Origin of the sequence: Niastella soli (assembly GCF_017742245.1) — a bacterium.
Classification (GTDB): Bacteria; Bacteroidota; Bacteroidia; order Chitinophagales; family Chitinophagaceae; genus Niastella; species Niastella soli.
Genome location: NZ_JAGHKO010000001.1, coordinates 1,249,092 through 1,262,034, shown reverse-complemented (window position 1 = coordinate 1,262,034; position 12,943 = coordinate 1,249,092). Strand labels below are relative to the sequence as shown.

The following is a 12,943-nucleotide window of genomic DNA, read 5'->3' as shown; positions in this document are numbered from 1 at the left end:
ACAGTTTAAGCCAGTAAGATTAACTCTACGGAAAAGAAACCGTTTTCGTTGGTAATATTCAGTAGATGTTTATTGGGGTACAAATGTTCCAGCCGTTTTTTTGCATTGCCAATACCAATGCCTGTACGTATTGGGGCGCCGGCGGGTATGAAGATCTTATTGTGGCAGTAAAATGTAATGCTTCGTTCGCTGGCAGTTAATTGAATGGTGATCGTGGCATTTTCATGGTTGCTGATGCCATATTTAAATACATTCTCCACAAATGTGATCAACAACAAAGGTACGATGGCTTTATTTTCCAGTTCGCCTTTTACACTAAAATCAACCTGCACCTTTTTACTCAAACGCAACCGCTGTAGTTCAATAAAATCATGAATGCAATCCACCTCCAGTTGCAAGGGTACAAAATGCTTCGATACATCATCTGTTACATATCGCATGATGTTCGACAGCTTCATAATGCTGTCGGCTGTTTTATCGTTTTTGGTAATGGCCAGCGAGTAAATATTGTTAAGCGTATTGAATAAGAAATGCGGGTTGATCTGGGCCTTTAAAAAGGAGAGTTCTGCCTGCGCCCTGTCTGCTTCTGCACGTGAAATTTGTTGCAGCGAATTGCGCCACTGGCGGGTAACCTGTATAGCCATACCCAAAGCTATGGTCATGATGTATAAAAATATACTTACGATATCAATTCGCATCGACCGCGGCCTGCCTGGTCCTGGTGGTGGTCCGCCACCAGGTTGATGGGGTATACCCTGCCCCGGATTGAATACTCGGGTGGGTGGTGGCTTTAGATGTCGTTGATGTTGCAGCAAATGTTCAAAGGGCCTGCCATAAGAAACCACTACAAACATTAGTAGAATAGTAGCAACATAGATCAGGTACTTCTTTTGGAAATAAAGCGAAGGGATCAGCCAGTAGGAGTTCAGGTAAAAGATCCCAATATAGGTGAGGCCGAATATCCAATAACCCAAAGAAAATACAATGGGTAATATGCCCTCATTCCCCGTATGTCCGCTCATAAAAAGCAGGGGCAGGGTTAAAAAAGCCAGCCCGGCACATACATGAATGAAAATATCTGAGATCCTTAAAGAAGGCATATTTGCAAAGTAATTAATCTCAAATTACATATAATTGATTGTATCGGTAGGCTGTTGGTATGTATAGACAGAGAAGCGGAAGTAAGAACTTATAAATAGGATGTTGGAGGTTAAAAGTAAGAAGACCAGACTGTGAGATGGCGAAGTTATTAAGGAAAAAGCTCTTCAGGCCCCTGCCTAATGTGTTGAATCTGTATGTTTTATAGAAGCAGTCTATCGGCTATCTAAATATTCTATAACCTTTTGCGCAAATTTTATAAATCTCATTCCGGAAAATCCTGCTACTTTTATGCCGTAATGAAAAAGCTCCTGGTATTCATAGTAGCCGTTTTTTACCTGGGCACCTCAATTGGGGCCACGGTAAACCTGCATTATTGCATGGGCCGGCTTACCAACTGGGACCTTTCCATAAAAGAAACACATACCTGCGACAATTGCGGCATGGTTAAGTCCATCTCAAAAAAAGGTGGTTGCTGTGAAGATAAACACCACCGGTTGCAGGTGGAAAAAGACCAAAAGGCAGAGAGCCGGTATCAACCGGAAACTCCCCTGGCAATAGCGGTAGTTACAACGTATCCCGATCTTATAACGCCGGTTCTTACATCCATCAGTGAAGAACATCCCGTTTCCAATGCGCCGCCGCGAAGTACGGTACCGCTGCATATACGTTATTGTATTTTCCGTATCTGATTTACTTTCTTTTCTAAAGCCTGACAATCTGTTGGGCTAGTGGCATTATCTACATAAATGCCATCTATCCGCGTATTATAGTTCACCATAAAATTTATAGCAAATGAAAAAGATCCTATTGCTGGCAATGGCTTGCCTTACCATGTTTGTTGCTTTCTCCCAAGACAAAAAATCTAATATGCCTAAAAGCAAATCAGATACAGGTGTAGTAAAGACGTATACCTGTCCCATGCATCCAAATGTATTAAGCAATAAACCGGGTAAATGCCCTCAGTGCGGTATGGCGCTCATTGAAAAAATAATGTACGTATGCCCTATGCATCCTGAAGTGGTGTCTGATAAACCCGGTAAGTGCCCCAAATGCGGCATGCAACTGAAAATAATGTCCGATACGCCAAAACATAAGCACACAGATAGCACCCATAGTAAACATTCCGGTTAAAAATCCTGAACACCAAAAATTATTCAAATGAAAAAGATTGTATTTGGGTTGTTGACAACCTTAACAGTGATCACTTATTCCTGCAACAATAACGCTTCTAACAAACAAACAGCAGAACAAACACCTACTACGCAGCTAGCTGAGGACAACACGGAGGTAAAAATGGTAAAAGCATCATTTACCAATGTTGATGCTGGTGTAGCCACCTACATGAAACAATTAACAGACAATTACCTGCAGATCAAGAATGCGCTGGTTGGCGGAAAAGCTGAAGAAGCAGGCAATGCAGCAAAAAAATTGTCAGCAGCTATAAAGGGGTTCGACAAATCATTACTGGCGGCTGATCAGAAAAAAGTATACGATCAATATGAAGCCGGCTTAAAAGAAAATGCCGAACACATTGCCCAAAGTTCCAATAACCTTGAACACCAGCGCGAGCGTTTTGCCGATATGAGCGAAGGTCTGTATGCTGTTGTGAAAGCTTTTGGAGGTGGTAAAACCCTGTACCACGATCATTGCCCCATGGCAAAAAATGGCAATGGCGCCATGTGGTTAAGTGAAACAAAAGAAATAAAGAACCCCTACTTCGGTGAAAAAATGATGGAGTGCGGCGAGGTGGAAGAAGAGATCCAATAAAAATATCACCCCCCACTTCAACATTCAACATTTCAAAATGATTTCATCATTAATAACCTGGTCGCTAAAGAACCGGTACATCGTTTTGGCCATGGCAGTGGCCTTACTGATCTGGGGCTTCATCAATGTGCAAAAGAATCCTATTGATGCCATTCCTGACCTGTCGGAAAACCAGGTGATCGTTTTTACCGAATGGATGGGACGCAGTCCGCAGATCATAGAAGATCAGGTAACCTACCCATTGGTAAGCAATCTGCAGGGCATCCCCAATGTAAAGAACGTTCGCGCTACCTCCATGTTCGGGATGAGTTTTGTGTATGTGATTTTCGAAGATAATACCGACATCTACTGGGCGCGCACCCGCGTACTGGAACGCCTGAATTATGCACAACGGCTGTTGCCCGAAGGCATAACGCCAACATTAGGACCTGATGGCACGGGCGTTGGTCACGTATTCTGGTATACCCTCGATGCCAAACAAATGGACCTGGGTGAGCAACGCGCCTTGCAGGACTGGTATATAAAACTCGCTCTACAAACCGTGCCCGGCGTAGCCGAGGTTTCTTCCTTTGGTGGGTTTGAGAAACAATATCAACTGGTGCTGGACCCTGTTAAACTGCAGTTCTATAACGTATCGCTTATGGATGTTATGAACAAAGTAAAAGCAGCTAATAATGATGTAGGCGGTCGCAAGTTTGAAATGACCGACATGGCCTATATCATTCGCGGACTGGGTTACATTAAAAGCAAGGAAGACCTGGAAAGCACTGCCGTGGGCAATTACAATGGCATTCCTGTTCGCGTAAAAGATATAGGGACCGTGCAAATGGGCGGCGACCTGCGGCTGGGCATCTTTGATGAAAATGGACAGGGTGAAGTAGTAGGCGGTATTGTTGTAATGCGTTATGGCGAAAATGCCGATAAAGTGATCACCGCCATTAAAGCAAAAATGAAAGACCTGGAGAAAGGCCTGCCCAACGGCGTAACGTTTAAGACCGGTTACGACCGCAGCGAACTGATAGAAGCTGCCATCGGTAATGTGAAAAACAAGCTCATTGAAGAGATGGTCGTTGTAGCCCTGATAGTGATCATTTTCCTGTTCCATTGGCGCAGCGCTTTAAGTATCATCATACAAATACCTATCACCATTGCGGTAAGTTTTATTCTGCTTAATGCCATCGGGCTATCATCGAATATTATGTCGTTAACCGGTATTGCCCTGGCTATTGGGGTAATTGTGGACAATGGCATTATTATGAGTGAGAACGCCTATCGCCACCTGGCCGAATACCAGCAACAGCAAAGCCAACAATCATGACGAAACTATTTAATAAGATAAGCAGAAAGGATAAGTACCGCATTCCTGAACTAATGCGGATACAGATCATCGAGAAAGCCTGTCGGCAGGTATCGAGAGGGGTGTTCTTTTCAACCATTATCATCATCACTTCATTTTTACCGGTATTTCTGCTAACTGGTCAGGAAGGGAAATTGTTCCACCCACTGGCATATACCAAAACATTTATAATGGTGGTAGATGCCTTGCTGGTGGTAACATTGGCGCCGGTACTGATCTCCTTTTTTATGAAGGGCCGCTTCAGACCAGAAACAGCTAACCCCGTGAACCGGTTGTTAGAACGGATCTATGAACCAGTGATAAAAGCCTGTATCAAATGGCGTAAAACTACCATTGCAATAAATATAATCGCATTGGCTATCAGCATTCCCTTATTGACAAGCCTTGGCCGGGAGTTTATGCCGCCGCTTGATGAAGGATCGCTGCTGTTTATGCCGGTTACCTTACCCGATGTATCGAACAGTGAAGTAAAACGCATTTTACAGGTACAGGACAAGATCATTAAAACAGTGCCTGAAGTAAAGAATGTATTGGGAAAGGCCGGGCGTGCCAATACCGCTACCGACAACTCCCCCATCAGCATGATCGAAACAATTATCTTGTTGAAACCGCAGGCAGAATGGCGGGCCGGTATTACCAAGAACGATATCATCAATGAGCTGAATAATAAATTACAAATTCCTGGTGTTACCAATGGCTGGACGCAACCCATCATCAACCGGATCAACATGTTGAGCACGGGTATTCGTACAGATGTGGGTGTAAAAGTGTACGGACAAAACCTCGATACCATTTATGGATTTGCACAAACCATCAAAAAACAGCTGGAAGGCATTGACGGGGTGAAGGACCTGTATGTAGAACCCATCACGGGTGGCAAATACATCGATATCCACATTAAGCGTGATGAAATAAGCCGGTATGCATTGAGTGTAGATGATGTAAACCGCGTTATTGAAATTGCGCTGGGTGGAATGAAGCTTACGACTACTGTAGAAGGGCGGCAACGCTTTTCAGTAAATGCACGGTTTGGTCAGGACTTCCGCAACAACCTCACTGCCTTAAAACGCCTGCAGGTGCAAACCATGAACTATGGCCCCGTTCCATTGGAAGCAGTGGCCGATGTAGTCATTGCCGAAGGGCCGCCCATGATCAATTCAGAGAATGCCATGTTACGGGGAACAGTGCTGTTCAATGTACGCGAAAGGGATCTGGGGAGCACGGTAAATGAAGCCCGCGAAAGGTTGAATACCATGATCAACAAGTTACCCAAAGGGTATTACCTCGAATGGAGCGGTCAGTACGAAAACCTGATACGCAGTGAACATACCTTAAAACTGATCCTGCCTGTAGTGTTACTGGTGATCTTCATTTCCATGTATTTCGCTTTTCATTCAGCCCGCGAAGCATTTCTCAGTTTGATAACCATACCCTTTGCACTGATCGGTGGCGCATATATGATCTGGTTTTGGGGGGTGAATTTATCGGTGGCGGTGGCTGTTGGTTTCATTGCCTTGTTTGGCCTGGCTGTAGAAACGGGTATTGTTATGGTGATCTACCTGAATGACGCCATGCAACAATTGGTGGCCCGTAAAGGAAATTCCCGCGAAACCATTACTTCACAGGATTTGCGCGAGTATGTGATTGCCGGCGCTGCCAAAAGACTGCGGCCCAAAATAATGACAGTATGTGTATCGCTTTTTGCGCTGGTACCTATACTATGGAGCCATGGCGTTGGCAGTGATGTTATGAAACCGATCGTATTACCAATGGTTGGTGGCGTGTTCACTTCCGCTACCCATATTTTGCTGGTAACGCCGTTGATATTTTTAATGGCTAAGGAATATGAATTACGTAAACATGGGAAGATTGAAGTGTTGGAGACTAAGCATTAGTAAGTTGATGAGGTTGATAGGGGTGATAAAGGAAGGCTGTAGGCTGAAGGCAGGTTGACAGGGCTGACAGGGGTGAGATGTTGACGGGGAGGCTATAGGCCGCGTCAAGACCTGTAAGGTTCGCCTTTTGAGCTTGCTAATTTAGTGGGTTTAAGCGATCCTGACAGGTCTGGTTTTAGAAGGTAGAAAAATCGGAATCTCAACCGTCGGGCCTTTTTCCTGAGCCAGCGAAGGACCTGCATCGAACGCAGTGAGATGCCCTGGTTTTATTTCACAGCCTGTCCCGACTCGTCGGGATTTCACGTTTCCCGTTTCACGACAACGAGAGTCTCGAATATCGCGAGGCCAAAATTTCCGATTGCCGACTCGTCCACCGAAGCCTTGGCGAAGGTGGATTCACGTTTCACGCTAACTAGATACAGTTATGTTAAAAAAGTTATTATTTACCATTATAGCATTTAAAGCCGCAGTGGCTTCACAAGGTCAAATGACATTGCCCGAGATGCTGACCACGGTTGAGAAAAGCAACCCCGGCCTAAAAATGTATGAAGCAGAAGCCCGCGCCTTTAATGAAGAAGCAAAAGGCGCCTACAGTTGGATGGCGCCCGAAGCGGGTGCGGGATTGTTTATGACCCCTTATAAGACCAGCGAAATAAAAGCCGATCCGTCCATGATGAAAGAAGGCATGGGCTTTTTCATGATCTCTGCACAGCAGATGTTTCCCAACCGGAAAAAGCAAAATGCCGAAGCAGCGTGGATGCGTTCTATGTCAACAGTTGAAACAGAAAAGAGGAAAATTGCCTGGAATGAATTGGCCTATACGGTTAAGAAAAGCTATTATGAATGGGTAGTGCTGATGAAAAAGCAGTCGGTGTTGGAAGAGGGCAGCCTACTCCTTGACTTTATGATCAAAAGCGCTGAGATACGCTATAAGAACGGATTGGGAAAGATCAGTGCTTATTATAAGGCCAAGGCGGCTCTGGCGAATATCGACAATATGAAGCTGATGCTCGAAAACGAGATGCAACAAAAGCGCATTATGCTCAATAGCCTGATGTACCGGCAGGTAGATACGGAGCTTACTATCGATACTTTGTATACCTGGAAAGAGTTCCCCGTTACCATATTCGACTCCGCTTACCTCACCAGCCGGCGAAGTGATATTCAGGCATTACAGCGCAGTATGGAAGTGAATAACCTGCAACGTTCAGCTGAGCTGGCCAAGTTAAAACCGGAGTTTGGTGTGCGCTACGATCATATGATCGGGCTTAGCACCCAGCCCGCACAGTTCACCATCATGGGAATGGTAAAATTTCCCCTGGCCAAGTGGTCATCAAAAATGAACAAGGCAAAAGCAGAAAGCCTTATTTGGCAAAATGAGTCGTTGAAAAGCCAGCAGCAAATGATCTTGAATGAAGCGAGAGGGATGGCTGGTTCGGCCCGGGCAGAACTGGAAACAAAAAAGAAACAAATGCGATTGTATGAAACGCAAATAGTGCCTTCATTGCGTAAGAATTTTCAAACCATGCAATTGGGATATGAACAAAATACCGAGCAGTTGTTTGAATTGTTCGATGCCTGGGAGGCTTTAAACATGACGCAGTTAGAATACCTGGACCAGTTAAAAGCAGCGCTGCTGTTACAGGCAGAATTAGAAAAAGTGCTTGAGATAAAATGAAACTAAGTATGCAAAAAGATAGATCAGCCAGCAATCGGCAATCCCTGTCCGACCGGGTCATCCGGGCGGGGGCAATCAGCAAAATCTTCCGAATTTTTCTGCCTTCTGCCTTCTGCCTTCTGTCCTTCCTTGCCTGTAAGGAAGCGAAAAAAGAACAACCTGCACAACAGGCTTCAACTAAAGAAACATACACCTGCCCAATGCATCCACAAATAATAAAAGACAAACCGGGTAGTTGTCCTATTTGTGGTATGGACCTGGTAAAGAAAACGGCCGGTGAAAAGGTAACGGATGTTTCGTTGAACGATCTGTTGCGCCCTTCAAACCAGTATGTGTTATCGGGTATCCCAACCGTGCACATTCAACAGCGCGATGAACCGGTAGAGATCACCACCTATGGCTTTATTACTTATGATACCCGGCAGGAAGGCACGGTTTCTTCCAATGTGACCGGACGGATTGAAAAGCTCTATATAAAACACCGGTATCAACAGGTGAACAAGGGGCAAAAGATCATGGATATCTATAGTCCTGAGTTGTTGACGGCACAGCAAAACCTGTTGTTCCTGTTGCAGCACGATGCCGATAACCAGGTGCTTATTTCAGCCGCCCGTCAGAAGCTGTTATTGTTGGGCATGAGCAATCAGCAATTGGACCAGGTAATAAAAACGGGTAAGCCTGTTTTTACCGTTTCCATTTTTAGCGGGTACAGTGGCCATATTCACGAAAGCAGTCCTGAGGCCATGCAACAACAGGCAGCAACCGGTATGAAGGATGTATCGTTGATCACTGAGGAATTGCAGTTAAAGGAAGGGATGTATGTGACAAAGGGCCAGAATTTGTTTGTGATCTACAATCCGTCAAAGGCCTGGGCCGTGTTGAATATATTTTCAGGTCAGGCGGGGATGGTGAAAGTAGGCGATAAAGTGCGTATTGTGCCTGAAACGGCTCCCGAAAAAGACTTCAGGGCCTCCATCAATTTTATGGAACCGTTTTACCGGCCAGATAGTAAAACAGCCACGGCCAGGGTTTATTTCAATAACCCGAATATGGGGATCCCCATAGGCAGCCAGGTGAAGGCGGTGATCTTCGCTGGCGCGCGCTCAGCCCGATGGCTACCCGAAGAAGCGGTGCTTACGCTGGGACTCGATAAAGTGGTCTTTATAAAAAAGGATGATGCTTTTATTGCACATAAGATAGAAGTGGGTATTGTGAATAATCACCTGATCCAGGTATTGAACGGACTGGAGGAAACCGATGAGGTGGCCGCCAATGCCCAATACCTGGTAGACAGCGAGAGTTTTATTAAAGTGAAACAATAGCAAAAAGTTATGCTACAGAATATTATTTATTATGGTGCGGGTAGCAGGAATACTACTCAGCTTCCGTTGCGCGTGTCCCGCCAATCGGCGCATCGCACGCTTGTACGTTTGTTTCTCTACTCAGCATTATTGTTATTAACAGCAGCCTGCAAAAACAAAAAACAGGTGGCGGCCGCAAAGACTGAGATTTATTACACCTGTTCCATGCACCCGCAAATTGTGCAGGAGAAACCGGGTACCTGTCCCATTTGTCATATGGACCTGATACCGGTTAACAGATCGGACGAAACAAAAGATGAAATTATGCTCAGTGATGAGCAGGTCCAGCTTGGCAATATACAAACCGATACTCTGGGCAAAGCCTTAATGGGCGATAAGGTGGTATTAACAGCCACCCTGAACTTCGATGAAATGAAAGTGAATACCGTAAGTGCGCGCATTACGGGTCGTATAGACAGATTGTATTTTAAAAACACCGGCGACTTTGTAAAAAAAGGCGAGCATCTGTTCGATCTGTACAGCGAAGAATTGAATACTGCCAAACAGGAATACCTGGCAGCACTGGAACGGCAGCAAACACTGGGCAATTCCATTATAGACTTTAAGCAACTGTTGCAAAGTGCCAAAAACAAATTGCTTTTGTGGGGTGTCAGTGAAGCGCAAATAGATGCCCTGGCAAAAACAAAACAATTCTCCCCGCAAACGGCCTTTTACAGCACTGCTACAGGGTATGTTACTGAGTTACCCGTAAAGGAAGGACAGTATGTAATGGAAGGCGGTGTAGTGGTAAAATTGGCCGATCTATCGACCCTTTGGGCCGAAGCCCAGGTGTATGCATCGCAATTGGCGTCGGTAGATTACCAGGGCGTGGCTACCGTACAATTGCCTGATATGCCGGGAGCCGCAATAACAGGTAAGGTAACATTCGCCAATCCTGAAATAAGCACCGATACCCGCATTAATCTGTTACGCATTTCCATCCCAAATAGCAGCAACCAATTAAAACCAGGCATGCCGGCTTATGTAGTACTGAAAAGCAGGGTGGGCGATGCCCTTACATTGCCCATAGATGCCGTACTACGTAATGGGCAAATGGCTATGGTATGGGTACAAGCCGCCAACAATACCTATAAAAGAAAAATGGTGGAAACCGGTTTGGAAAGTGGCGACCGGATTGAAATAAGATCCGGGTTACAGAACGGCGATGTGGTGGTCGTAAGCGGGGCTTATTTACTGAACAGTGAATATGTGTTCAAAAAGGGCTCAGCAACCATGGAAGGGCATAAACACTGAGCCATCTTCGGGATCAGTCTGCATATATCCCCTGCCGAACCCTAAAATGGGGGTGAGAAAGCTGCTAAGTATATTGATTAACAGCCAACTAAGCAAAACAAAAGCCAAACAAGATCAGGGGGAGACTGGGAGCTGACCCAAAAAATAGCGGGTCGGATCATGGCCGTGATTGTGCCGGTATCACGCCGGGTTTTCTTCGGACTTTGTTCGGATTTCCCTCGGGTACATCCGAACATCCCCAGGGAGAGTCCGAACAACTTCCGAACATTGTGCACAATAATACAGGCACAATATCGGCGCCATCCCAAACAATTGCCGGCTTTCCCTATAACCAGGCAAGACACTTGTAGACGCTTGTAGACACTTGTAGACACAAATGGGGATACATAATCCATTATAGACTCGGATAGACATGCCTGTTATTGCCGGGCCAAATACCTGTTGTACCTTTGTATGGTATTGCAACTGCTCCTGCGCAAAGCAGCTGTAATACACGTCTACAGCTCTTTGACATAGATTATAATTTCTGTTTCACACCATCAGCTACAGGGACCTGATCACCTACTCCTACCTGGTAGGCCAATGTATTGTCATCACCGATGTTGGCGGCCTTATGGTTGTTCAAACTAATATAAAAAAAAGCGTCCCGGTTTATCGGGACGCTCTCTTGAAAAAGCTATTTAATTGTTGAATGTCTGGCTGCTTATTTTACTTTGTTTACCACAGTTTCTTCAACATAGCTATGACTTCTGTTGATTGAGTAAACTTCAGTAGAATTGTTGATCTTAGATTTTACCACCACATGCAGGGCAGAATCACCAAAATCTTCAGACTTCAACATGAATTTTTTAGTTAAAGTAGCGCCTTTGAATTTCTCAGTGTACAGAATGTTACCATACTCATCACGGAAGGTAACTGTGAACTCATCCTCAATTGCAGAGGTCAGGTTCAATTCAAATACAGGTTGATTTTCTTTATTGCCGATGAACTTTAATTCAGTTACGTGTTTATTTGGACCTTCGTTGTTAGCCAGGGTAGTGTTAGAAAATGCTAAGGTAAAAGCTACTAATACGATTGCGATAATACTGTAATTCTTCATGATTCTTATTTTATATATTTCTATTTCTTTTTAATGTTTGCTATGGAAGCAAATTGGCTGGCAGGCTAATCGTACGTCTTTTCGAAGAGAAGGCAACTTTTCTTTCTTTGTTACACCCCTTGGTGTTTGTTGCGTTTCGTGATACAAACTTATGACGCGATCGGGCGTTGTAAAAATCAACTCTACCGTATTTATAGGATGCTAAAGCACCGTATGAAATGTTAAAACCCGCTACAGGCGCGGGTTTTGCTGTTATAGCACCATGATGCCCAACCCGTTTTAAGGCCCTTCAAAAGGGCATTCGTTATTAATTCTTTAACGCATTTTAACACTAAAAGACAGTTTGTGGGCTTTTTCGCGCCTTAAAAAGCCCTTTTATTACCTCATTTATTGCTAACGATTGTTAGCATTAATGACAATAATAACTATCTTTGGACCCACTAAAACGTATTGCCATGTCGGTGCAGGAATTAGAAAAGATCTTTCTGGATAAAATTGAACAGGAGATAAAAATTGAACCTAAAGATTGGATGCCAGATGCTTATAGAAAAACGCTGGTGCGTCAGATCTCGCAACACGCGCATAGTGAAATTGTGGGCATGCTGCCTGAAGGCAATTGGATCAGCCGGGCCCCCAGTTTGAAACGGAAAGCCATTTTGCTGGCCAAAGTGCAGGATGAAGCCGGTCATGGCCTGTATCTGTATTCAGCTACTGAAACGCTGGGCACCACCCGCGAGCAAACCATAGTTGACCTGCATAGCGGTAAAGCCAAATATTCTTCCATTTTCAATTATCCAACCCTTACCTGGGCCGACATTGGCGCTATTGGCTGGCTGGTAGATGGCGCTGCGATCTTAAACCAGGTAATGTTGTGCCGCACATCTTACGGGCCCTACGCTCGCGCTATGGTACGCATTTGTAAAGAAGAAAGTTTTCACCAACGGCAGGGTTTTGATATCCTGATGGCATTGTCAAAAGGCACCCCAGAACAACGTGACATGTGCCAGGACGCCATCAACCGGTGGTGGTGGCCTTCGCTGATGATGTTTGGTCCGCACGACAGCGAATCAACAAACAGTGAGCAAAGCACCAAATGGAAAATAAAGCGCATGAGCAATGATGAACTGCGTCAGAAGTTTGTTGACATGATTGCCGAACAGGTAAAAGTGTTGAACATGACCCTCCCTGATCCCAATCTGAAATGGAATGAACAAACCAGTCATTACGATTTTGGTGAAATAAACTGGGCGGAATTCTGGAATGTGGTAAAAGGCAATGGCCCGTGCAATAAACAGCGGCTCGATGCTCGGCGCAAAGCCTGGGACGAAGGCGCCTGGGTGCGCGAAGCAGCCAGTGTATACGCGGCAAAAAGAAAAGCCCGCGAAGAAAAGAAAGAAGAAAAACAAATAGCCTAAGAAACTTTAAAAAAGA

Annotated in this window: 11 protein-coding genes; 9 read left to right on the top strand and 2 right to left on the bottom strand. The window is 44.9% G+C overall.

Going from position 1 to position 12,943, the window contains the following annotated elements; genetic code table 11:
* Window positions 1–5 precede the first annotated feature (5 nt).
* On the bottom strand, window positions 6–1,100 hold the full coding sequence (locus tag J7I42_RS04995; protein WP_209137669.1) for a sensor histidine kinase: 1,095 nt from the start codon (window positions 1,098–1,100) through the stop codon (window positions 6–8).
* Between the two features lie 297 nt (window positions 1,101–1,397).
* Between J7I42_RS04995 and J7I42_RS04990 the strand changes: the two genes are divergently transcribed.
* The 8 genes from J7I42_RS04990 to J7I42_RS04955 all read left to right on the top strand — a co-directional run bounded on the left by J7I42_RS04990 (window position 1,398) and on the right by J7I42_RS04955 (window position 10,413).
* Window positions 1,398–1,790, top strand: a complete 393-nt coding sequence (locus tag J7I42_RS04990; RefSeq protein WP_209137668.1) for an HYC_CC_PP family protein — start codon at window positions 1,398–1,400, stop codon at window positions 1,788–1,790.
* A 103-nt stretch (window positions 1,791–1,893) separates the two neighbouring features.
* Window positions 1,894–2,232, top strand: coding sequence for a heavy metal-binding domain-containing protein (locus tag J7I42_RS04985; RefSeq protein WP_209137667.1), 339 nt, complete (start codon window positions 1,894–1,896; stop codon window positions 2,230–2,232).
* A 27-nt stretch (window positions 2,233–2,259) separates the two neighbouring features.
* Window positions 2,260–2,868, top strand: a complete 609-nt coding sequence (locus J7I42_RS04980; protein ID WP_209137666.1) for a DUF3347 domain-containing protein — start codon at window positions 2,260–2,262, stop codon at window positions 2,866–2,868.
* A gap of 37 nt (window positions 2,869–2,905) precedes the next feature.
* Complete coding sequence (locus J7I42_RS04975; protein ID WP_209137665.1) at window positions 2,906–4,186, top strand: efflux RND transporter permease subunit; 1,281 nt, start codon at window positions 2,906–2,908, stop codon at window positions 4,184–4,186.
* Window positions 4,183–6,120: an efflux RND transporter permease subunit gene (locus J7I42_RS04970; protein WP_209137664.1), complete on the top strand. Its 1,938-nt coding sequence runs from the start codon at window positions 4,183–4,185 to the stop codon at window positions 6,118–6,120. Before J7I42_RS04975 ends, J7I42_RS04970 begins: the two co-directional genes overlap by 4 nt.
* Window positions 6,121–6,544: 424 nt before the next feature.
* The gene (locus tag J7I42_RS04965) at window positions 6,545–7,798 is read left to right on the top strand and encodes a TolC family protein (protein WP_209137663.1); all 1,254 of its coding nucleotides are present in this window, start codon (window positions 6,545–6,547) and stop codon (window positions 7,796–7,798) included.
* Between the two features lie 200 nt (window positions 7,799–7,998).
* The gene (locus tag J7I42_RS04960; protein WP_209137662.1) at window positions 7,999–9,120 is read left to right on the top strand and encodes an efflux RND transporter periplasmic adaptor subunit; all 1,122 of its coding nucleotides are present in this window, start codon (window positions 7,999–8,001) and stop codon (window positions 9,118–9,120) included.
* Window positions 9,121–9,129: 9 nt separating this feature from the next.
* Complete coding sequence (locus tag J7I42_RS04955; RefSeq protein WP_209137661.1) at window positions 9,130–10,413, top strand: efflux RND transporter periplasmic adaptor subunit; 1,284 nt, start codon at window positions 9,130–9,132, stop codon at window positions 10,411–10,413.
* Between the two features lie 703 nt (window positions 10,414–11,116).
* On the opposite strand, the gene J7I42_RS04950 is transcribed toward J7I42_RS04955, so the two are convergent.
* A complete protein-coding gene (locus tag J7I42_RS04950) occupies window positions 11,117–11,512 on the bottom strand; it encodes a hypothetical protein (RefSeq protein WP_209137660.1) in 396 nt (131 codons plus the stop codon).
* A 431-nt stretch (window positions 11,513–11,943) separates the two neighbouring features.
* On the opposite strand from J7I42_RS04950, the gene paaA reads away from it, so the two are divergent.
* The gene (gene paaA, locus J7I42_RS04945) at window positions 11,944–12,927 is read left to right on the top strand and encodes a 1,2-phenylacetyl-CoA epoxidase subunit PaaA (protein ID WP_236065392.1); all 984 of its coding nucleotides are present in this window, start codon (window positions 11,944–11,946) and stop codon (window positions 12,925–12,927) included.
* The last annotated feature ends 16 nt before the right edge of the window (window positions 12,928–12,943 follow it).

Coding starts and splice junctions, on each gene's coding strand:
- J7I42_RS04995 (WP_209137669.1), bottom strand. CDS start 1,100: ATGCCTTCTTTAAGGATCTCAGATATTTTCATTCATGTATGTGCCGGG.
- J7I42_RS04990 (WP_209137668.1), top strand. CDS start 1,398: ATGAAAAAGCTCCTGGTATTCATAGTAGCCGTTTTTTACCTGGGCACC.
- J7I42_RS04985 (WP_209137667.1), top strand. CDS start 1,894: ATGAAAAAGATCCTATTGCTGGCAATGGCTTGCCTTACCATGTTTGTT.
- J7I42_RS04980 (WP_209137666.1), top strand. CDS start 2,260: ATGAAAAAGATTGTATTTGGGTTGTTGACAACCTTAACAGTGATCACT.
- J7I42_RS04975 (WP_209137665.1), top strand. CDS start 2,906: ATGATTTCATCATTAATAACCTGGTCGCTAAAGAACCGGTACATCGTT.
- J7I42_RS04970 (WP_209137664.1), top strand. CDS start 4,183: ATGACGAAACTATTTAATAAGATAAGCAGAAAGGATAAGTACCGCATT.
- J7I42_RS04965 (WP_209137663.1), top strand. CDS start 6,545: ATGTTAAAAAAGTTATTATTTACCATTATAGCATTTAAAGCCGCAGTG.
- J7I42_RS04960 (WP_209137662.1), top strand. CDS start 7,999: ATGCATCCACAAATAATAAAAGACAAACCGGGTAGTTGTCCTATTTGT.
- J7I42_RS04955 (WP_209137661.1), top strand. CDS start 9,130: ATGCTACAGAATATTATTTATTATGGTGCGGGTAGCAGGAATACTACT.
- J7I42_RS04950 (WP_209137660.1), bottom strand. CDS start 11,512: ATGAAGAATTACAGTATTATCGCAATCGTATTAGTAGCTTTTACCTTA.